We start from the raw sequence: 21,295 nt of genomic DNA on the forward strand, positions 1-21,295 counted from the left end.
ATCCCTCACCCGGGAGCGGTGGTTTTGGGGGGAGCTGGGGGTGGGGTCTGCCACCGCCCACCTCGACCGGCCCGTGCGCTGGGTGCACGTCGCCGAGGCCGCCGACGTCGGCGTGATGCTCAGCGGCGGCGAGATGGTCCTCACCACCGGCGTGCTGCTCGCCGGTGACGAGGCGAAACAGGCCGAGTACATCCGCTCCCTGCACCGCGCGGAGGCCGCGGCCGTCGTCCTGGGCCTGGGCCGGGCCTTCCCCACGCCGCCGGAGGTGATGCGCCGGGCCGCCGAGCGGTGCCAGCTGCCCCTGGTCGTCCTGCACCGCCCGTTCCCCTTCGCCGAGCTGACCGAGGAGGTCCAGTCCCGGCTGGTGCGGCGCAAGTTCGCCTCCGTCAGCCTGTCGGAGGCCGTACGCACCGCCCTCACCGCGCTGATCACGGCGGGCGCCCCGCTCCAGGCGCTGCTCGACGAGATCGCCCAGCACAGCGCCTGCCCCGTCGTCGTCACCAACCTCGCCCACCGCGTCCTGGCCACGGCGGGGGAGCGGTCGGCGGTCGACGACGTGCTGCGGGACTGGGAACGCATCTCCCGGCAGGCCGGCGCCGCCCAGGGCGACGGCTGGATCCGGGCCGAACTGGGCGGGCGCGGGGAGCGGTGGGGACGGATCGTGCTGTGCGGCCACCGCGGCGACGGCGCCACCGGACGGCTGCTGGCCGACCGCGCCGCCGAGGCCCTCGTCCTGCACCGCATGCTCGGCGGCAGCGCCGGATGCTCCTGGGAGGAGCAGTCCGCGCAGGGCCTGCTCACGGACCTCGTCGGCGGAGCCGTACCCGCCCGGCAGCTGCTGCCCCGGGCGCGGGCCGCCGGGCTGCCGGTCAACCGGCGCACCTTCGTCCCGCTGGTCGTACCGGACGGCAAGGTGGCCGCACTCGACCGGCTGCTGCGCCTGCTCGGCCTTCCCGGCCTGGTCGCCGAGCTCACCGAGGGCGCCACCGCCGTGCTGCTCAGCCTCGCCCGCGACCAGGACGCCGACGCCCTCACCGAGCACTTCGCGACCCGGCTGCGCGACGGGTCCGGCGCGGACCGCGCGGTCGTCGCCGCCGCGGACGCCCGCACCGTCTGGGACGACGTGCCCGCCGGGCTGCGCGAGGCCCGGCACGTCGCACAGGCCGTGGCCGACTCCGCCGCCGCCCTCGACCTCCCGGCCGTCGTACGCCTGAGGGACGTGCACCTGCGCGGCCTCGTCCGGCTGCTGCGCGACGACCCGCACGTGCAGTCCTTCGCCGAGCGGGAACTGGACGGCCTGCTGCGGCGGGCCGACGACGACCTGCTGCCCGTACTGCGCACCTACCTCGCCACCGGCCGCAACAAGTCCCGCACCGCCCAGCTCCACCACGTCTCCCGGCCCGCGCTCTACCGCCGCCTGGAGTCCATACAGGCGTGCCTCGGGGTGGACCTCGACGACTTCGAACAGGCCGTCTCGGTCCACATCGCGCTCCTCGCGCACGACGCGCAACAGGAGTGAGCCGGAAGAACAGCCGGGAGAACGGCGGTGAGACATGGGACGGACCCGGAGTGACACGGTGGCACGTCCCGCCCCCGCAGACGTGACACGGTGCACCTCGAAGCGGAGCCGCCGGCTTTCTACGCTCCCCGCACCATCCAGCGAGTGGAGGTCCCGATGAGCAAGGTGATCCGTGCCGCCCTCTTCCAGACCGCGTGGACCGGCGACAAGGAATCCATGATCCAGGTCCACGAGCAGGCGGCCCGCGACGCGGCCGCGCAGGGCGCCCAGGTGCTGTGCTTCCAGGAACTGTTCTACGGACCGTACTTCTGCCAGGTCCAGGACCCCGCGTTCTACGAGTACGCCGAGCAGATCCCCGAGGGTCCGATCGTCCGGCGCTTCCAGGCGCTGGCGAAGGAACTCGGCATCGTCCTGGTACTGCCGATGTACGAGGAGGAGCAGCCCGGCGTCCTCTACAACACCGCTGCCGTGATCGACGCGGACGGCTCCTACCTCGGCAAGTACCGCAAGACCCACATCCCGCAGGTCAAGGGCTTCTGGGAGAAGTTCTACTTCCGGCCCGGCAACGGCGGCTGGCCGATCTTCGACACCAAGGCGGGCAGGATCGGCGTCTACATCTGCTACGACCGGCACTTCCCGGAGGGCTGGCGGGCCCTCGGACTGGCCGGCGCCGAGATCGTCTTCAACCCGTCGGCCACCTCGCGCGGCCTGTCCGGCTACCTGTGGCAGCTGGAGCAGCCCGCGGCGGCCGTCGCCAACGAGTACTTCGTCGGCGCGATCAACCGGGTGGGCGTCGAGGAGTACGGCGACGACGACTTCTACGGCACCTCGTACTTCGTGGACCCGGAGGCGCAGTTCGTCGGCGAACCGGCGAGCGACAAGGACACCGAACTCGTCGTGCGCGATCTGGACCTGGCCAAGCTGCGCGAGGTCCGCGACCGCTGGCAGTTCTACCGCGACCGCGCCCCGGGCACGTACACGCCGCTGACCGCGCCCTGACCGGGGACCCGCGCCCCCCGTGCACACCCGACCGGAAGGAGAGGGAGCATGAGCCGCACCGTCATCCGCGGCGGCCTCGTCATCACCGCCGCCGACGAGATCCACGCCGACGTCCTGATCGAGGACGGCCGCATCGCCGCCCTCGCCGCCTCCGGCACCCCGGCCGCCGAGGCGTTCACCGCCGAGCGAAGCGAGATGGGGGCACCCCCGCCCGGAGGGTGGGGGAAGACCATCGACGCCACCGGCAAGTACGTCATCCCGGGCGGGGTCGACGGCCACACCCACATGGAGATGCCGTTCGGCGGCACCTACGCCTCGGACACCTTCGAGACCGGCACCCGGGCCGCCGCCTGGGGCGGCACGACCACGATCGTGGACTTCGCCATCCAGAGCGTCGGCGGAGCCCTGCGCGAGGGCCTGGACGCCTGGCACGCCAAGGCCGAGGGCAACTGCGCCATCGACTACGGCTTCCACATGATCGTCTCCGACGTGAACCAGGAGACGCTGAAGGAGATGGACCTGCTGGTCGAGGAGGGGGTCACCTCCTTCAAGCAGTTCATGGCCTACCCGGGGGTCTTCTACAGCGACGACGGGCAGATCCTGCGCGCCATGCAGCGGGCCGCCGACAACGGCGGGCTGATCATGATGCACGCCGAGAACGGCATCGCCATCGACGTCCTGGTCGAACAGGCGCTGGCCCGCGGCGAGACCGACCCGCGCTACCACGGGGAGGTCCGCAAGGCACTGCTGGAGGCCGAGGCCACCCACCGGGCCATCCGGCTCGCCCAGGTCGCGGGCGCGCCGCTGTACATCGTGCACGTCTCGGCGCAGGAGGCGGTCGCCGAACTGGCCAGGGCACGCGACGACGGGCTCAGCGTGTTCGGCGAGACCTGTCCGCAGTACCTGTTCCTGTCCACCGACAACCTCGCCGAGCCCGACTTCGAGGGCGCCAAGTACGTGTGCTCCACGCCCCTTCGCCCCCGGGAGCACCAGGCGGCCCTGTGGAAGGGTCTGCGCACCAACGACCTCCAGGTGGTCTCCACCGACCACTGCCCCTTCTGCTTCACCGGCCAGAAGGAACTCGGCCGCGGCGACTTCTCGAAGATCCCCAACGGGATGCCGGGCGTGGAGAACCGGATGGACCTGCTCCACCAGGCCGTCGTCGACGGGCACATCTCGCGCCGCCGCTGGATCGAGATCGCCTGCGCCACCCCGGCCCGCATGTTCGGCATGTACCCGAAGAAGGGCACCATCGCGCCGGGCGCCGACGCGGACGTCGTCGTCTACGACCCGCACGCCGAGCAGGTCCTGTCCGCCGAGACCCATCACATGAACGTGGACTACTCGGCGTACGAGGGCAGGCGGATCACCGGCCGGGTGGAGACCGTGCTCTCCCGCGGCGAGCCCGTCATCACCGAGCGGGAGTACACCGGACGCGCCGGGCACGGCGTCTACACCCCGCGCTCCACCTGCCAGTACCTCGACTAGGAGTGCCGCCCATGGACTTCGGACTCGTCCTCCAGACCGACCCGCCGGCCTCGCGCGTGGTCAGCCTGATGAAGCGCGCCGAGCGCAACGGCTTCCGCTACGGCTGGACCTTCGACTCCGCCGTGCTCTGGCAGGAGCCGTTCGTGATCTACAGTCAGATCCTCGCGAACACCGAGAAGCTGACCGTCGGCCCCATGGTCACCAACCCCGGCACCCGCACCTGGGAGGTCACCGCCTCCACCTTCGCCACCCTCAACGACATGTTCGGCAACCGCACGGTCTGCGGGATCGGCCGCGGCGACTCCGCGATGCGGGTGGCCGGCCGCAAGCCCAACACCCTGGCCCGGATCAGCGAGGCGATGAAGGTCATCCGGGCGCTGGGCAGGGGGGAGGAGGCCGACCTCGGCGGCACGGTGATCCGGTTCCCGTGGGTCAGGCCCGGAGCCGAACTGCCCGTGTGGATGGCCGCGTACGGGCCCAAGGCGCTGAAGATGACCGGTGAGGAGGCCGACGGGTTCATCCTCCAGCTCGCCGACCTCTACCTGACCGAGTACATGGTGAAGGCGGTGAAGGACGCGGCGGCCGCGGCCGGGCGCGACCCCTCCGAGGTGAGGATCTGCGTCGCCGCCCCCGCCTACGTCACCGCCGACGACTCGCCCGAGGCCCTCGCCCACGCCCGCGACCAGTGCCGGTGGTTCGGCGGCATGGTCGGCAACCACGTCGCCGACCTGGTCGCCCGCTACGGCGAGCACTCCGCCGCCGTACCCGACGAACTCACCGACTACATCAAGGCCCGCCAGGGCTACGACTACGCCCACCACGGGCGCAGCGGCAACCCGGACACGCAGTTCGTGCCCGACGAGATCGTCGACCGGTTCTGCGTGGTCGGACCGGTCGAGAAGCACATCGAGAAGCTGAACGCGCTGCGCGAGCTGGGCGTGGACCAGTTCGCCGTGTACGACATGCACGACGCGCAGGAAGCCGTGATCGACGCGTACGGGCAGCAGATCATCCCGGCCGTCAACTCCTGAGTCCCCGAGCGCTGTTCCCATCCCCCCTCTGTCCCCCCTCCCCACCTCCCCGGGGAGGGGCCGGGCGCCCGCACCGCCCCGTTTCGACCCGTCTCCTCGATTGGGCTGCCCATGACCGACACCGCTCCTCCGGCCATACCGCCGTCCGCGCAGGTCACCCTCCCCGACGGGCGCGTGGAGATCGCCCCCGGCACCCCGCCGCCCAGCGGCCCCTACGCCAACGCCGACCTGCTGCCCGTCCCGGTCGCCCAGCGCACCTGGACCACGTACAACTTCTCCGCGCTGTGGGTCGGCATGGCCCACAACACGGCCTCCTGGACCCTGGCCTCCGGTCTGATCGCCGTCGGCATGGACTGGAAGCAGGCGGTGTTCACCATCGCCCTGGCCAACCTGATCGTGCTCGTCCCCATGCTGCTCACCGGGCACGCGGGACCCAAGTACGGCATCCCCTTCCCGGTCTTCGCCCGCGCCTCCTTCGGGGTGCGCGGCGCCAACCTGCCCGCCGTCGTACGGGCGTTGGTGGCGTGCGGCTGGTTCGGCATCCAGACCTGGATCGGCGGCGAGGCGATCTACTTCCTCGCCGGGAAGCTGATCGGGAGCGGCTGGACGGACGCCGCGAAGGTGGGCGGCCACGCCTGGACGATGTGGCTGTCGTTCGCCATTTTCTGGGCGATCCAGGTCGCCGTCATCTACCGGGGCATGGAGACCATCCGCCGGTTCGAGAACTGGGCGGCGCCGTTCGTGCTCGTCGGCGCCTTCGTGATGCTGTGGTGGATGAGCAGCAAGGCCGGCGGATTCGGCCCGCTCTTCGACCAGCCGTCGAAACTGGGCTGGGGATCGGGCTTCTGGAAGCTGTTCGCGCCCTCCCTGATGGGCATGATCGGCTTCTGGTCCACCCTGTCGCTGAACATCCCTGACTTCACCCGGTACGGCAGGAGCCAGAAGGCGCAGACCCGGGGCCAGGCGCTCGGACTGCCCACGACCATGACCCTGTTCGCGTTCCTGTCCGTGCTGGTCACCTCGGGATCCCAGGCCGTGTACGGCGAGCCGGTGTGGGACCCGGTGCAGTTGGCGGCCAAGACCGACAACGTGGTGGGCCTGGTGTACGCGCTGGTGACCGTGCTGGTGGCGACCCTGTCGGTCAACATCGCGGCCAACATGGTCTCCCCGGCCTTCGACTTCTCCAACATCGCGCCGCGCAAGGTCAGTTTCCGCACCGGCGCGCTCATCACCGCCGTACTCGCCGTGGTGATGTGCCCGTGGAAGCTGTACGCCGACCCGCAGGGCTACATCTTCACCTGGCTCGGCCTGGTCGGCGGCCTGCTCGGCACGGTGGCCGGCATCCTCATCGCCGACTACTGGGTCCTCAGGCGCTCCCGGCTGGACCTGGCCGACCTGTACCGACCGGGCGGCGGACGGTACTGGTACGAGGGCGGCTGGAACTGGCGGGCGGTCGTGGCCTTCGCGGTGGGCGGCGTGCTGGCCGTCGGCGGCGCGGACTTCCACCCGCTGATCGACGGCCGGCCCATCCCGGCGCTGAGGTCCCTCGCCGACTACGGCTGGGCGGTGGGCCTGGGCACCTCGCTGGTCCTGTACCTGCTGCTGATGGCGACACGCACCCGGCAGCGGGTCACGGCCTGACGCGCTCACCGTCTCACGCGCGTCACTGTCTGACGCACGTCCTCGTCCGAGGCACGTCACCGCGCTGGAGAACGGTCAGCCCGTGCGACCGTTCTCCAGCGCGGCCATCGCCTCCTTGGCCGCCTTGATGGCGCCCTTGTTGATCTCGTCCGTGCTCGGCGCCTTCTTCGTTTCGAAGTCGCTGCCGTTGTACGTGACGGCCACGATCGCGTTGGCGGAGCGGGCCAGCACCACGCCCTCGCGGGTGTCCTGCTTGCTCTCGGTGGTGAGGTTCACCACCGAGTAGGCGCTGTCCCCGAGGCCGGGCACCGCTCCGCCGCCGCTCTTGTCGGTGGTCCGCTGCTCGTACGACTTCTGCGCCGCCTCGTCCGTCGCCATGATCTCGAAGGACACGTCGAGCCAGCGGTAGTCGTAGCCCTTGAGCGCGTTCCACGAACAGGTCCGGCGCACCTTGGTGTCCGTCGACGGGATCTCCTTGCCCGACGCCTTGGCACCCGGCACCAGGGACGTGATCGTCTTCTCGGTGATGCTGGTGCACGGCACCGGGGCGGACGCGTACGTCTTGGTCGCCGCGGTCGACGACGGCGCGGACGGCTCGGAGGACGCCCCTTCGCCGGTGCCGCGGTCCTCCTGCTGCGCGGTCTCGGGACCGGCGGCGGCCGGGGAGGCGGCGAACGGACCGGACGTCAACGCCCAGCCCGCGCAGGCGAGCACGACGACCGGACTCAGACGCGCGGTGAGCGCGAGGGGAAGAGGAAGTTCACGCACGGCGCACTTCTCGTGTGGGGACGGACGCGGGTGCGGAGCGACTCCACACTGCGGACGGGACCTCAGTGTCACACGAGTCCCCGTGTGGCGGAAGCCGCACTCCGCTCCGTGCCCGCGTGGTCACGGACGCGCCCTCCTGACGTACTGTTTGCCGCTTATGCCGCCTGCGGCGGCCGGGGGGACCGGGGACGCCCCTTGCAGCTCGTACCGGGCAACTCGTCGCCCTCGCCGAGGAGTCGGGGCCCGCTGACGGTGTACGTGGACGCTGGGCGCTACGGCACGCGTGCCGTCCACCGGGCCGAACCGAACTTCGTCCGCGCCAGCTCCCGAGCGCGGGCCAGTTCCTCGTCGCTCGCCTTGCCGGCCGTCAGCCCGTACCGGGCACGGAAGGACTCCACCATCCGCGCGATGACGGCCTCGCGCCCAAGCCCGGTCTGCCGGCGCAGCGGGTCCACCCGCTTCCTCGCGCTTCCGATGCCCTTGTCGGACAGCTTCTCCCGCCCGATCCGCAGCACCTCGAGCATCTTGTCGGCGTCGATGTCGTACGACATGGTCACGTGGTGCAGCACCGCTCCGGGCCCTCCGCCCGGTCCCACCATCCGCTTCTGCGCAGCGCCCGCGATCTTGCCCTGGTCGGTGGCGATGTCGTTCAGCGGCTGGTACCAGGCCCGGATGCCCATGTCGCCGAGGGCGCCGAGCACCCAGTCGTCCAGGTAGGCGTAGCTGTCCTGGAACGACAGCCCCTGCACCAGCGCCTCCGGCACGGACAGCGAGTACGTGATCGTGTTGCCCGGCTCGACGAACATCGCGCCGCCGCCGGAGATCCGGCGCACCACCTCGACGCCGTGCCGCGCTGCCCCCTCGGGGTTCACCTCGTTGCGCAGCGACTGGAAACTGCCGATGATCACCGCGGGGGAGGCCCACTCCCACACGCGCAGCGTCGGCGGACGCCGGCCCGCCGCGACCTCCGCCGTCAGCACCTCGTCCAGTGCCATGTGCAGCGCGGGGGACTGCGGGCCGTCGTGGACGAGCTGCCAGTCGTAGTCCGTCCAGTCGGTGGCGTGCGCCAGCGCGCGGCGCACCGCGATCCCGACGCCCTCGGACGTCAGCCCGTACATCACGGTGCCCTCGGGCAGCGCCGCGTCGATCCGGGCGGCCAGGCCCGCCGCGTCGGTGTCCTCGGGGGCACCCTCCAGCGCCCGGTTCACGGCGTCCAGCGCCTCGTCCGGTTCCAGGAAGAAGTCGCCCGCCACGCGCACGTGCCGCAGCACGCCGCCCTCGACCTCCACGTCCACGACGACGAGTTTGCCGCCGGGGACCTTGTACTCACCGTGCACTGTCCGACCTCCGATCCTGCCGCAGCACACCAACACCACGGACCGTTCCTAAAGACTGAGCGGGAATGAGTCCTGGTGCCAGGACTCGTGCTCAGCCGTGTGCCCCGAACGGTTGTGGGCACACTGGTCGCCCGCTTTCGCTCCGCGTCCGGGCGGCACGGATCGTGTCCGTGGTCCGGGAATGCGGGGGCGGGGTCCCTCACGCCCCGGGCTGCCCGGTCCGGCCTGGACGGTCCGATGCCCCACACGATCGCTCCGGTCGTATGGGGGCGGTGCCGTCCGACGCCGGATCGCTCATCCCAGGGCGCGCCTTCCGATCGCCACGGCGGCAGCGTCGTGACGGGTGGGCTTGCGCGTCGTGCTGGTCAGGGGCTTTTGCCAGTGCTGGGCGCCCCAGCGGCTGGTGTAGGCCGGGTCGACTGCGACGACGGTGACGCCCAGCTCGGCGGCCATGGACACCAGCCGCGCCCGCAGGCGGGCGGTCGGCATCCCGGAGATCAGCTTCCGGAACCGCTTGCGTCTGCCGTGCTTCTCCCGGGTCTTCTCCGCGGCGAAGTCCAGGTCCTCGATCGCGAGGGCCAGACCATGGCGGGTGGTCCAGTGCAGCAGACGGATCAGGGCATGGCGCACTTGCGCGTCCCGATGCCCCGCACTGCCGGTGAGGGTGTAGTCGAACCGGCGTGGCGCGCCGACGGGGTTGCCGTGTGCGTCCAGGCGCCAGGCGGCCAAGTGGTCGGCGTTCATGTCCACCCCGACCAGCCCACCCGCACGGACCGCTGAAAGCGGCACCGTCGTCAGGGGCGGGTTCTGCCAGGAGGCGGTCACGTACCAGCGGTTCCGGCCTACGTCGTAGTGGATGCGGTAGGCCACCGCACGATGGGCAGCGATGCGGTCGGCCCACTGCTCGCCCCGGTGGCGGAAAACGATCCGGCAGGCGAGCACGTACCGGCCATGGGGCGCGTTGGCCAGGTTGGCCAGCGGCGCCGGAAGCCGGATACTCACCTCACCGCCGGGACTGATGCGGATCGTCTCGTTCCCGTACCGCTTCCCGGACTCGCCATCGGCTTGGAGAAACCACCGCTCGGCCTCCCATCTCAGCCGCCACTGCGCCTCCGAAAGCCCGGCGGCCTTGAGGTGGTGCCGGGCGCGCGCCAGCTTCTTGCCGCCGCGCACCACCCGCACCCGCCCGGCCTCCCAGTCGGCCCGCACCTCCGCCAGCCGGTCCTCCAGCACATGCAGCCGCCGGGACTTGGCGAACCACTCCCGCCGGGAGCGGTAACCACCCGGCACCCCCTTGGCACCCTTCGCCCCGACGGGCTGCGCGAGGCGGCGCCTGATCGCGTCGACACCTGCCTCCAGGCTGTGGAGGTGGGCGAGCTGACCACGCCGGGCCAAAGCCCACTGATCGTGCGTGGCCTTGGTGATACTCCCCGCCCACCGCGACGACGAGTCCCCGGTCAACGCCCGCTTGCGCCGCGCCCACCGCTCACCGTCATGGTCCAGCCCCGCCGCGCAGCGCACCTTCAGGTCACGCGAGGCCAGGGAGCCGAGCAGACCGCCGACCAGACGCAACACCTTCTCATCCTGCTGGGTCAGGCCCTTGAGGCCGGAGCGGATCGCCACCCCGGACGGGCCGGGCACCACGAACGACGCCGCCACCTCACGCAGCCCACCCATGACCTCACCCCCGCCCGATACCGACCTACCTCTACACCGCACCCAACGACCACACCGGTCAAAGGTCACGCATTCGAAACCAGAACTCCCGTCGCCTTACGCCAACTGCTGTCCCACGCCGCATACCGCCATCGCGACGCTCACTCATGCACACCAGAACACGCTCAACCAGCGTCAACCGCCAGCAGTTCACCACCCCTGAGGTGTTCCCGCGGTGCCGGGTGGCAGCGGCAAGGTCACACGGGTGCCGGGGTGGAGCGGCCTTGTCGCCTCATGCCTGCTTCGGCTGCGTGGTGGGCAGGGGAAGGTCCAGCAGGCGGCGTATCTCGAGGACGTACGCGTCTCCGTTGTGCCGGTCCACCGACCGCAGATGCCCGAGGAAGGTGTCCGCGTCGGACGCCTTCGCCGCCTGCTGCCAGAACGGCAGCCCCGCCTCGAACTCCGCCACGAGTTGCTCCGTCGGCCGCCGCGCCCCGGGCAGATCGGCGTCCTTGAGCAGCCCGATCGTCTCGGCCTGCGCCTCGGCCATCCGGCCGGCCCAGGCCCTGGCCCCGTCGAGGTCCTCCCGGGGACCTCGCGCCGGACGGAGCACGCCCGCGGCGTTCAGCGGCTTCACCGCGGAGAGGAAGGCCAACTGACCGTCGTCCACGTCGGACGCGTCGCGCCTGACCGTGGTGTCGAGTTCGGTGTCGTCCTTCGGGGTCACCCAGCACCGCACGGTGCGGTTCCCGGTGGTCCAGCCGCGTTCGTCCGGATAGAAGTAGTAGCTCTGCAACGGCCCGAAGGCCAGCGGGTCGATCGAGTAGTCGAGGAAGAGTTTCGCGCACCGTGGCCCTGCGATCGCGGCGATGGCGTCGGGGCCCGGGAACTCCTGCCCGGAGAGCGTGAAGGAGGCGTACGCCTCCGAGTGGTGCGACGTGTCGCACGGCGTCAGCTCCACACTGATGTCACCCAGCGACGAACCCTTCCCCTTCGGCAACTCGGTGCCCGGGTTGAAGCAGTCACCGTTCCTGAGCGAGTAGATCGTGGTCCACCCGCGGCCCGTGACCTCACCGCTGTCGTCCCTGCCGGGAATCGTCCACACCCTGAAGTCGACCGTCGCCACGATGAAGGCGGTCAGCAGCAGCACCGCGCCGGAGACGGACAGCCCGGCGATCGCGAGCCCCTTGCCCCGCTGTCCCCTCCTGGATATCTGCACCAGCGCGACGATGCCGAATATCAACCCGAGGGGAGCGAGGCACACCAGCGAGGTCACCAGCGCCGCGACCGCGAAGCCGTTCAGCCCCGGCGGAACCGGCTGACCCGCCGGGCTCCACTGCGGTCCCCAGGGCTGTCCCGGGCCGGGATCGGACACGGGCGGCTGAGGAGGATACGACGGCGGGGGAAACGACATGGAGTGTGAGCCTTTCTCGATACCTTGACCGGTCTCATGCGGGTGTCGACAACGACCTGCCGGCGCCTACGAAGTCCGTGGGGCTGGGCCTTCACGAGGGCTAAATCATCGATGGTGTCGCCACTGTGCGGCGCCTCTGTGTCCAGGATCGGCAGAGGGTGCCGGACGATGTGCCTGACCATCCCGGTGAACGATGCGCCGAACTGCCTTGATCTCCCTGGCTTCATGCCCGGGACTGTAGCGCCGCTTCCCCTTGCGGGTCTTTGGCGGAGTTTGCCGGCGGAAGGCGCCCACGGGCCGCTCCACACTTCAGCGCACTCTCCCGCACCACCGCGTACGTCCGGGGGTTTCCCGGCCCGCCTTGACACCCTCCCGCCGTTAAGACCATGATTCCATTAATTGACTAGTGGAATTGGGGGGATGTGCATGACGGACACATTCGCTCCGGGCGGCTCGCTCGGCGCCTGGGCCATGGAACCCGCGGTCTGGGGAAGCGCTATCGCCGCGGCTGGGCGCTGCGCGACTGCTCGTTCAGGCTGCCGGCCGGGCGCATCTGCGGGCTCGTCGGCCCCAACGGGGCGGGGAAGAGCACGCTGCTGGGGCTCGCCACCCAGCAGATACAGCCGACGGAGGGCGAGTTGCGCCTCTTCGGCGTCCCGGCGGGCGATAAGGCGATGAGGCCGAGGACCGCGTTCCTCGGTCAGGACAAAACGCTGTTCAAGGGGTTCACCGTGGCGGAGACGCTGCGCATGGGCGCCGAGCTCAACCCCACCTGGGACATGGCCTCTGCCGAGCGGATCGTCCAGTCGGGCCGGGTACCGATGGATGCCCGGATCGGCACGCTCTCGGGCGGCCAGCACACCCGCGTCGCGTTCGCGCTCGCCTTCGGCAAGCGGCCCGATCTGCTGATGCTGGACGAGCCGATGGCCGATCTGGACCCGCTGGCCCGCCACGACCTGAGTTCCCTGCTGATGGCGGAGGCCGTCGAGCGCGGCATCACCGTCGTGATGTCCTCGCACCTGCTGTCCGAACTGGAGGACATGTGCGACTACCTGTTGGTCTTCGCCGGCGGCCAGGTCCGGCTGGTGGGTGACGCGGACGCGCTCGTCCCAGCCCACGCGCTGGTGACGGGGCTTGTCACCGACGAGAACCCGCTCGCCTCGCTGGCCCCGCACACCGTCGTCGAACTTCGGTCCCAGGGACGGCAGTTCCAGGCGCTGATACGGCCGAACGGCCCGTTGCGCCCCGAATGGGACGTCAGCGAGCCCAGCCTGGAGGAAGTGCTGCTGGCACATCTGCGCTCGCCGGACGCGCCTCCCCTGTACACACCCGGCGCCCGTCACGAGGCCGAAGGGACCCCCACCTCATGAGCACCACCCTGACCGACACGTCCCGGACGGCCGCCCGGGAGCCCGGACGCCGACTGCTGGGCGGGCTGAACTGGCTCGTCGTGCGCCAGCACCGGGCAGCGCTGCTCACCGTGGCCGCCGCGGTCGTGCTCGGCTCGGCGTGGATCGTCTACCAGCGCAATCGTCTGGCCGGAGTTCTCGAAGCGATCGGCTGGCCGGACAAGGAACCGCCGATGCCGGTACCCGGCTCGGAGAGCATCAGCCTCACCATCACCGCCCTGGGCATGCTGCCGGTCCTCCTCGGCGTCTTCCTCGGCGCCCCGCTGATCGCGGGCGACCAGGAGCGCGGCACCCTGCAACTGGTCACCACCCAGTCGGTGTCCCGCCGCCGGTGGCTCACGGCCAAGCTCGCCTGGTGCTACGCGGCGGCGCTGCTGGCCGGTGCGGTGCTCTCGGCGTTCTTCACCTGGTGGTGGAAGCCCTACCGCGCGGTGTTCTCGAGCCCGTGGTACGAGGGGAGCATCTTCGACCACACGGGCCCGGTGCTCCCCGCCATGTGCCTTTTCCTCACCGCCGCCGGGATCACCATCGGCATGCTGGTGCGCCGGGTCCTCCCGGCGATGGCGGTCACGTTCGTCTTCTCCATGGCCGTCCAGATCGTCTGGGGACAGTTGCGCGCGTACCTCGCGCCGGCACGGATGTTCAGCTACCCGTATGGCGGCGGCATACGCGAGCAGCTGGACGATCCGTACGAACTGGACAGCTGGATCGGGTCCGCCGACGGCCGCCTCTACGGCTGGGGAACGTGCGCCAAGCCGACGGATGCGGCGGCGGACGCCTGCATGAAGAAGTACGGGATCGTCAACGACGTCATCAAGTACCTCGACTTCAGCCAGATGTCGGCGATGCAGTGGACCGGGGCCGGCATCCTGCTCGCGGCTACCGCGGCACTCACCGTGTTCACGGTGTGGCGGGTGTCCAGGAAGCCGTTGTAGGGCACGGAACCGTGCGTGACATGCGTATGGTTTCGGCAGTACGAAACAGGAGGTGAGAAGAATGGTCGTGTTCCGCATCAACAAGCGCAGCGGAGTGGCGACGTACCTCCAGATCGTGCGACAGGTGGAACAGGCGCTGCGGATGGGCGCCCTGGAAGCGGGGGACCGGTTGCCGACGGCCGCTCAGGTCGCTGCGGACACCAAGGTCAACCCGAACACGACCCTCAAGGCGTACCGCGAGCTGGAGCGCGCGGGGCTCGCCGAGGTGAGGCAGGGGGCAGGCACCTTCATCACCCGCTCCCTGGCACCGGCGCAGGAGGGCCCCGTCTCCCCGCTGCGGACTTCGCTGGCCGCGTGGATGGACGAGGCGCGGTCCCAGGGGCTCAGCGGTGAGGAGGTCACCACCCTCTTCCAGGCGGCGCACGCGGCGGTGTTCCTCTCCGAGACGGACCGTTGACGGCCGGAGCGGGGCAGCCGGTGCGGCCCGAGGGAACGGCCGGGGCAAGGCGGAACGGCCGAGGGGAGGGCGCGGCCGGGGCCCCGGGTCACCCTTACCGGCCTCAGCCACGCTGCCGAGTTGTCGTCGGCCCGAGCAAGTTGCGATCGTAGGCCGCGATGCGGGCGTGGGCATCTTTACGGTTGTGGAATCGCGTTCATACGCCGAGCGCGTCGGCGCCGGGCTGCCCAGAGGCTGCTCAGGGTCAGCGCTGCTGCTCCCGCGATGACCCAGCCCACGGATCCTCCGTGGCGGTGGGTTCTGAGTCCGAGCGCCAGCAGCAGCGCGCCTGCCGCCAGGCCCATCACGTCGTGGAGGCGGCCCGTCCATCTGGTGACCGTTGAAGGGTTGACCACGCTTGATCGTGACAGGTGACCGCGGTCGCTGCCAACGGCGAGTTCGGCAGGGGCCGTTGGCGGTGCGCTGCCGCGGTTGGCGGTCGGTTGCTCCACCGTCGTGCACCCGTCGTCCGCCACGGTGACCCTCAGGGACGCCGTTTTCCCAGCGGCGGCAGGTTCGCCTGGCGGCCGGACGCCGCGGCGGGTGCGAGGCGGTCGGTGACCCGGTGGCGGGGCGTGCCCGCGTCGCGGGACAGGGCACGGGCGGCGCCGTGCGCGGTGCGGTAGGCGCCGATCCCTCGGGCGGTGCCGGCGGGGACGGCGATCCAGCGAGCCGTGCGGCCGTCGCGGTGCCGCCGGACCCGGCCCAGCAACCGTCCGTCGCAGGTGACGACCCGGATCACCGGGTGCCCGGGGAACAGTGGGGTGCAGGCCAGGCCGCGCACGTGGGCCAACCGCTCGACCGCCTGTTCTTCGCAGATGTGCCAGGTGGCGTTGATGACGGTGAGCTGGGCGGCGCGGAGGGCCGCCACCGCCTCCTGATCGAGGTGCGTCATGGCGAAGGCTCCTGTCGGGCCGGTCAACCACGGACCAGACGGCGGTGGGTGACCTGGTGCGGGCGGGCCGCCTCCGGCCCCAGCCGCTCGACCTTGTTGGCCTCGTAGTCGGCGAAGTTGCCCTCGAACCAGAACCAGTTCGCGCCGCCCTCCCAGGCCAGGATGTGGGTGGCGATCCGGTCCAGGAACCACCGGTCGTGCGCGGTGATCACGGCGCACCCCGGAAAGCCGAGCAGCGCGTTCTCCAGGGAGGCGAGCGTCTCGACGTCGAGGTCGTTGGTCGGCTCGTCCAGCAGGAGGAGGTTGCCGCCCTGCTTCAGCGTCAACGCCAGATTGAGGCGATTGCGTTCGCCGCCGGACATGACGCCGACGGGTTTCTGCTGGTCGGCGCCTTTGAAGCCGAAGGTGGCGACGTAGGCGCGCGAGGGGATCTCCACATCGCCGACGCGCAGGTGGTCCAGCCCTCCGGACACGGCCTCCCAGACGGACCTGGCGCGGTCCAGACCGGCGCGGTTCTGGTCGACGTAGGAGATCTCGACGGTCTCGCCGAGGCGAAGCAGGCCCGCGTCGGGCTGTTCCTGACCGACGATCATCCGGAAGAGGGTGGTCTTGCCGACGCCGTTCGGGCCGATGACGCCGACGAGGCCGCCGCGCGGCAGGGAGAAGGAGAGGTCCTCCATCAGCACCCGGTCGCCGTAGCCCTTGGTGAGGTGGTCCGCCTCCAGGACCAGGCTCCCCAGGCGCGGTCCTGGCGGGATCTGGATCTCCTCGAAGTCCAGTTTCCTGGTCTTCGCCGCCTCGGCCGCCAGCTCCTCGTACCGCTGCACCCGCGCCTTGGACTTCGCCTGCCGCCCCTTCGCGCCGGAGCGCACCCACGCCAGCTCCTCGGCGAGTCGCTTCTGCCGCTTGGCGTCCTTGCGGCCCTCCACCTGGAGGCGGGCCGCCTTGGCTTCCAGATACGTGGAGTAGTTCCCCTCGTACGGATAGGCGTGGCCCCGGTCGATCTCCAGGATCCACTGGGCCACGTTGTCCAGGAAGTACCGGTCGTGGGTGACCGCGACGACCGTGCCCGGGTAGTCGGCCAGATGCTGCTCCAGCCAGGCCACGGACTCGGCGTCCAGGTGGTTGGTCGGCTCGTCCAGCAACAGCAGGTCCGGCTGCGACAGCAGGAGCCGGCACAGTGCGACCCGGCGTCGCTCACCGCCGGAGAGTTCACGCACGGGGGTGTCGGGCGGCGGGCAGCGCAAGGCGTCCATCGCCTGCTCCAGACGGGAGTCGAGGTCCCAGGCGCCGGCGTGGTCCAGGGCCTCCTGGAGGCCGCCGAGCTCGTCGAGCAGCCGCTGCATCTCGTCGCCCTCGGTGTGACCGAGGCGGCCGGTGACTTCCTCGTAGCGGTGCAGCATGCCCCGGATCTGCGCCACGCCCTGTTCGACGTTGCCCTGGACGGTGGTGGTGTCGTCCAGCTTCGGCTCCTGTTCCAGGATGCCGACGCTGATGCCGGGCGCGGGGAACGCGTCGCCGTTGGTCGGCCGCTCCAGCCCGGCCATGATCCGCAGAACGGTCGACTTCCCCATGCCGTTCGGCCCGACCACGCCGATCTTGGCGCCGGGCAGGAAGGCGAGGGTCACGCCGTCGAGGATGACCTTGTCGGCGTGGGCCATGCGGGCCTTGCGCATCGTGTACACGTACATCCGCGATGCCTCCATACCGGGACCGGGCCACCGGACGGCGGCCGCTGCTCGCAGAGGCCATCAGCACGCAGGGTGCGGTCGGGGGCGAGCCTCATCACCCATGTCTCCTCACCCCATGGTGCGCCCGCCGCGGACGGTCCTGCCAGTCCGGCCCGCGCGGGCCGGAGCGTGGCCCGCCCTCTGTGCTCGGCGACGATCACCGCAGGCCAAGAGCGAGCCTCTGCTCCCCGCGACCGCCGCTCACGACCGTGTGGCAGCCCCGCACCCCGCATCGCCGGCTTCCCGCATGCGCGTGTCCATCGAGGCACTCCGGTCGTACGGGTCGACCTCGGGGCCGTCTCCCGGACGCGAGGCGGCGCGCTCCGCGCTGAACTCGGGGGTGAGGTAGCCGGTGAAGGTGTCGCAACCACCGTTGGCGGTGTCCACCTTGTAGGAGACGAGGGAGAACGTACCCGGCTCGACGACGACCTTCGCCGGGTCGTCCCAGTTCATCACGACCTCGCGGCGCACGATGGTGCGCGCGACCTCGTCGCTTCCCGCCGCGGCGCGTACGACCGGATACACGTACGTGACATCGGTGGTCACCTCGACGGCACCGCGCTCGCCCTCTCGGTACGTGATCCGCCCTCGTGTCCTGACCACATCCCCGACAAGCCGGACCTTCGTCCTGTCGAACCGGCTGAACAGCAGCAGAGGATCGTTCTCCCGGCTGGGCGTGCGGAACGCGGTCGCCAGGTAGTCCTGGACATCCCGCTGATGAGGATTGATCAACGCGATCGCCTTCCCCGGTCGCTCCCCGCGCAGCACATCGGGGTCCAGGCTGGACGCGACGAGGAAGCCCTGGGTCTTCTCGAGCGCCTGCGCGACCTGCCCCTTGCTCATCCAGCCGGTCGCCCGTGCCTCGGGCAGGCCGATCCCAGCGGTCCCGTCACCCCACTGTGCCGCGGGCGACCCCCTGAACGGCTGCTCCACGGTCGGACGTTGGGCCGCGGCTTCCGTCGGCGGCGGTTGATCCGGGCGTTCCGACTCCGCGGCGAGGGGCGCACTTCCGGCGCCTCCACCTCCGAACCATCCAGCCACCCGCCCCGGATCCAGCGCCACGACCAGCAGGGCGGCGGCAACCAGCAGACCGACCGCGTACCAGACCTTGCCCCCTTGCCGCCGGGCCGGTTGCCGACTCCGCCACGGCTCCGGCCGACCGGTCTCCTCCCGCAGCCGCCGCGCCACCATCCGCGCCCGCGCCGACGGCTCCTCGGGCGCGCCCTCGGCCCCCGCCTCGGCTTCACGAAGGAAGCGTTCCCACTCCTCGTCCGGTATGGACTCCCCGCCCTTGCCCACGATGGGCCCCCGCCCTTCTTGTGCACTCGGCCCCACCCCAGGGCCGATCACTTTCTCGCGCATCATCACACGGCTCGACTTGGCTCCATGACCGCTGCGGGGGGATCCCCGGGGGGCTTCGCGCCGTTGCGCCGAGCTGTGTCTGGGCATGATGACCGCCGTGCGTGAGGACAGGGACCAGCGGGGGCTATACACGCTGAGGGAGACGGAGCACGGCCACGTCTGGGGCGTGTGCGCAGCAGTGGACGGACTCTTCGGGGAGCCCCAGCGCGGGACGTACGAACTGTTCGGCTGGGTACCGGAAGGCGCCGAGGTGCGGGGCTGGGTCGGCACTCGGGTATGGCTGGTGCCGGACGACGACGCACTTGAGCCCTGGCTGCTGGAGGACGCGGAGAGCCCGGGGCAGCTCTTGAGGACCGGCGGTCTCGTGCTCACCGGTCTGGACGACTACGAAGGGCCGCCCGAGGGACACAGGGGTCCTGTCCGAGTGCACGACGGGCACCGATGGCTGGGCTCCTGCCGGGAATTCGCCCGCGTCCTGCCGCCCGAACAGGTGGCGCCCCCGCTCGTCCTGCGGGGGCTCGCCCAGGGTGATCAGCTGCGGGCTGCATTGCTGAAGGGCACCCGGCGGGCACTGGACCTGGAGGAGGCCGCCCTGGAGATACAAGACGACCAGGGCGAGCCGCTCACCGATCGGGTGCTGTGGACCAAGGTCAGCGCCTGGCGCCCATCCTCCTACGGGATGGACCTGATCGACGTGGAGCTCGACGGAAAGTTCTTCACACCGGTTCCCGAATACGCCCGGCCCATCTGGGAGCGGTGGCTCGCCGGGCCGCCGGACACGCTGGGTGCCTGGGCGAGCCTCGACACCCGGCGCCGCGACGCCTGGCTCGATCTCGTCCGCGAGCGGGCCTGCCGACGAGCCCACCGCGACCGATCAGCTGATCACGCCTACGAACTCGACGGTCGGCACATCACCGACGAACCGGGCCTCTACCTGGCGCTTGGGGAGGCGGTGAACGGGCCGGGTGGCTACTTCGGCGGCTGCCTGGCCGCCCTCGACGACTGCCTGCGCGGCACCTTCGGTCACACCGCCCCCGCAACCCTGCTGTGGCGGAACGCCGTGACCGCACGCGCGTACCTGTCCCGGACCCTGACACCGGACGGCCGGCCCTACGACCTGTTCGCCGAGATCCTCGATGCCCTGGCCGAGGGCGGCATGCACGTCACCCTGGCGTGAACCGCCGTCCGAGCAGCCACCCGGTCCTGATGGCGTTCCCGGCAGGTCTTGCTCGCGTCGCCGGCACTGGCCAGGCGGAGGTACTCAGAGCGCGTCGAGCGCGGCCTGGAACGCGTCCGCCGTGGGTTCTATGACAATCGCCTTCTCCTGGAGCTGTGCGGGAAGATGGCGGCGGTCGTCCGCGTGGAAGATCAGCGCACCACCGTCCTGGGGGACTATCGAGGCCCCAAGGGCTGCCGCCAGCCTGGTGAGCATGCCGCTCATCGCGCCACGGGCGAAGTGCGTCGCCATCACGGACGACATCCCCTCGTCGGCCTGGGACGCGTGGTACAGGTCCGCCTCACCCCCATCCTCTGCGCGGAGTTGGGAGAAGCCCTCCTCCGGACTGCCCGCCACCACGTAAGGCTCGGTCATCCGCCGGAAGCGTTCGGCGTCCAGGGCGACGACCTTGCTGTCCACGAACCGGAGCAGGAAGATGCTGTAACTCACGGGCACACTCTGTCAGCATCATGATCCGCCGGACAGGTCAGCGGTTGATCGGGATCTCGTAGACGATCTCGCAGTGCGCGGCGGGTACCACGATGTCCGCCGTCTCCCCGGGCGCCCCTGGTCGCTGTAGTACGTCCGCCGGGTGTGCGTGACGCGCGCGATCTTCTGGGACGACGCCTGCCCTGGCGTGCGGCCCTCTACCCGTTCCCCGATCGGCTGGGCCTGGAGGTCCGCTTCCACGACCTCCGGCACACCTGTGTGACCCTGCTGGTGGCGAGTCGCGTCCCCGGCAGGTGTCGACCCCGCCGCGTTCACCAGCAGACCAGATTCATGGACCCGCGAGCGAGCCAGTCCATGAACGACACGGGCTGACCGCCCAGGTTCAGAGGAAGGATCTGGTCGCAGGTGGCCCGGCCGTCGAACCACAGTTGGCCCCGGTGCGGACCGGTGACAACGAGCAGGGTCGAGAAGCCACAGCCGTTTTCCTGGATGAATACAGCGCCGGATGTCTTGCGCTCCTGGAACACCCCGTACTCAGCGTCCCACTGCTCCCATGCCGCCCGGTAGGCGTTGTGGTCAGGGAAGTCCTGCGTCAGCGGCTCGCGCGCGTCCAACTCATCCTCGTAAGCCCGGTAGGAGTCGGGATGCGGAAAGTCAGTAGTGAGCAAGTCGTAGTTGGTGCTTGAGTCCCCATGCCAGCCCCAGCCTGCCGCGGATCGGCATAGACGGTTCACAGCGCCGCCGGCGCTCTGCCGGAGCAAGTACTCTCGGTACTGGTCCGGGAACGTGATGTCCAACTCCGCCTCCGCTTCGCAGATCTCCGCTTCGGACAGCGGCGGCGGGGAGGCGACCTGCCTCGAGGGTGGACGGCTGAGCTCGTCAAAGCGCCGCCCCCGATCCATACGTTGGCATTCCGCCATCCAATCGGTAGTCATACAGGCGAGGGTAG

Annotated in this window: 16 protein-coding genes, 3 pseudogenes and 1 riboswitch; of the genes and pseudogenes, 9 read left to right on the forward strand and 10 right to left on the reverse strand. The window is 70.6% G+C overall.

All coding sequences use genetic code 11. The features are described 5' to 3' along the window. From ACTYVM_RS13300 to ACTYVM_RS13320, 5 genes are all read left to right on the forward strand, one after another. Positions 1–1,519 (forward strand): PucR family transcriptional regulator (locus ACTYVM_RS13300; protein ID WP_445526150.1); only part of this gene is annotated, 1,519 nt, incomplete at its 5' end. Positions 1,520–1,675: 156 nt separating this feature from the next. Next, on the forward strand, positions 1,676–2,518 hold the full coding sequence (locus ACTYVM_RS13305; protein WP_445526151.1) for a nitrilase-related carbon-nitrogen hydrolase: 843 nt from the start codon (positions 1,676–1,678) through the stop codon (positions 2,516–2,518). 48 nt (positions 2,519–2,566) lie between these two features. Beyond that, on the forward strand, positions 2,567–4,006 hold the full coding sequence (hydA, locus tag ACTYVM_RS13310; RefSeq protein ID WP_445526152.1) for a dihydropyrimidinase: 1,440 nt from the start codon (positions 2,567–2,569) through the stop codon (positions 4,004–4,006). 11 nt (positions 4,007–4,017) lie between these two features. Next, complete coding sequence (locus ACTYVM_RS13315) at positions 4,018–5,037, forward strand: TIGR03842 family LLM class F420-dependent oxidoreductase (RefSeq protein WP_400027448.1); 1,020 nt, start codon at positions 4,018–4,020, stop codon at positions 5,035–5,037. 111 nt (positions 5,038–5,148) lie between these two features. After that, on the forward strand, positions 5,149–6,678 hold the full coding sequence (locus tag ACTYVM_RS13320) for an NCS1 family nucleobase:cation symporter-1 (RefSeq protein ID WP_445526153.1): 1,530 nt from the start codon (positions 5,149–5,151) through the stop codon (positions 6,676–6,678). A gap of 75 nt (positions 6,679–6,753) precedes the next feature. Here ACTYVM_RS13320 and ACTYVM_RS13325 read toward each other — a convergent pair whose 3' ends face one another. The 4 genes and pseudogenes from ACTYVM_RS13325 to ACTYVM_RS13340 all read right to left on the reverse strand — a co-directional run bounded on the left by ACTYVM_RS13325 (position 6,754) and on the right by ACTYVM_RS13340 (position 11,814). Then, entirely contained in the window at positions 6,754–7,446 is a 693-nt protein-coding gene (locus ACTYVM_RS13325) for a hypothetical protein (protein ID WP_445526154.1), read from the reverse strand. A 272-nt stretch (positions 7,447–7,718) separates the two neighbouring features. After that, entirely contained in the window at positions 7,719–8,783 is a 1,065-nt protein-coding gene (lplAB, locus tag ACTYVM_RS13330) for a lipoate-protein ligase LplAB (protein WP_445526155.1), read from the reverse strand. A gap of 48 nt (positions 8,784–8,831) precedes the next feature. Next, positions 8,832–10,460: pseudogene (locus ACTYVM_RS13335) on the reverse strand (nuclease/transposase family protein). A 271-nt stretch (positions 10,461–10,731) separates the two neighbouring features. Next, on the reverse strand, positions 10,732–11,814 hold the full coding sequence (locus ACTYVM_RS13340; RefSeq protein WP_445526156.1) for a DUF4190 domain-containing protein: 1,083 nt from the start codon (positions 11,812–11,814) through the stop codon (positions 10,732–10,734). A 465-nt stretch (positions 11,815–12,279) separates the two neighbouring features. Here ACTYVM_RS13340 and ACTYVM_RS13345 point away from each other — a divergent pair. The 3 genes and pseudogenes from ACTYVM_RS13345 to ACTYVM_RS13355 all read left to right on the forward strand — a co-directional run bounded on the left by ACTYVM_RS13345 (position 12,280) and on the right by ACTYVM_RS13355 (position 14,654). Beyond that, positions 12,280–13,223, forward strand: a pseudogene (locus tag ACTYVM_RS13345) (ABC transporter ATP-binding protein). Then, positions 13,220–14,197, forward strand: a complete 978-nt coding sequence (locus ACTYVM_RS13350; RefSeq protein ID WP_445526157.1) for an ABC-2 membrane transporter-related protein — start codon at positions 13,220–13,222, stop codon at positions 14,195–14,197. The pseudogene ACTYVM_RS13345 and the gene ACTYVM_RS13350 overlap by 4 nt, the downstream one beginning before the upstream one ends. Positions 14,198–14,258: 61 nt before the next feature. Further along, complete coding sequence (locus tag ACTYVM_RS13355; RefSeq protein ID WP_445526228.1) at positions 14,259–14,654, forward strand: GntR family transcriptional regulator; 396 nt, start codon at positions 14,259–14,261, stop codon at positions 14,652–14,654. Positions 14,655–15,177: 523 nt separating this feature from the next. On the opposite strand, the gene ACTYVM_RS13360 is transcribed toward ACTYVM_RS13355, so the two are convergent. The 3 genes from ACTYVM_RS13360 to ACTYVM_RS13370 all read right to left on the reverse strand — a co-directional run bounded on the left by ACTYVM_RS13360 (position 15,178) and on the right by ACTYVM_RS13370 (position 18,617). After that, positions 15,178–15,588: a hypothetical protein gene (locus ACTYVM_RS13360; protein WP_445526158.1), complete on the reverse strand. Its 411-nt coding sequence runs from the start codon at positions 15,586–15,588 to the stop codon at positions 15,178–15,180. 23 nt (positions 15,589–15,611) lie between these two features. Continuing rightward, positions 15,612–17,279, reverse strand: a complete 1,668-nt coding sequence (gene ettA / locus ACTYVM_RS13365) for an energy-dependent translational throttle protein EttA (RefSeq protein WP_445526159.1) — start codon at positions 17,277–17,279, stop codon at positions 15,612–15,614. Positions 17,280–17,323: 44 nt separating this feature from the next. Beyond that, positions 17,324–17,387: riboswitch (Fluoride riboswitch) on the reverse strand. Positions 17,388–17,519: 132 nt separating this feature from the next. Then, positions 17,520–18,617 (reverse strand): hypothetical protein, encoded by a 1,098-nt coding sequence (locus tag ACTYVM_RS13370; protein ID WP_445526160.1) that lies wholly within the window; start codon positions 18,615–18,617, stop codon positions 17,520–17,522. Positions 18,618–18,765: 148 nt separating this feature from the next. Here ACTYVM_RS13370 and ACTYVM_RS13375 point away from each other — a divergent pair, with 148 nt between their 5' ends. After that, positions 18,766–19,857 carry a barstar family protein gene (locus ACTYVM_RS13375; RefSeq protein WP_445526161.1) on the forward strand — a complete coding sequence of 364 codons (1,092 nt, stop codon included), beginning with the start codon at positions 18,766–18,768 and terminating at the stop codon, positions 19,855–19,857. A gap of 84 nt (positions 19,858–19,941) precedes the next feature. Here the strand turns inward: ACTYVM_RS13375 and ACTYVM_RS13380 are convergent, their stop codons facing one another. The 3 genes and pseudogenes from ACTYVM_RS13380 to ACTYVM_RS13390 form a co-directional block, all read right to left on the reverse strand. Then, positions 19,942–20,346 carry a hypothetical protein gene (locus tag ACTYVM_RS13380; protein WP_445526162.1) on the reverse strand — a complete coding sequence of 135 codons (405 nt, stop codon included), beginning with the start codon at positions 20,344–20,346 and terminating at the stop codon, positions 19,942–19,944. A gap of 37 nt (positions 20,347–20,383) precedes the next feature. Further along, positions 20,384–20,514: pseudogene (locus ACTYVM_RS13385) on the reverse strand (GntR family transcriptional regulator); the annotation flags it as partial. 143 nt (positions 20,515–20,657) lie between these two features. After that, on the reverse strand, positions 20,658–21,143 hold the full coding sequence (locus ACTYVM_RS13390) for an SMI1/KNR4 family protein (protein WP_445526163.1): 486 nt from the start codon (positions 21,141–21,143) through the stop codon (positions 20,658–20,660). Positions 21,144–21,295 lie beyond the last annotated feature (152 nt).

This window comes from Streptomyces cyslabdanicus, from assembly GCF_052663305.1.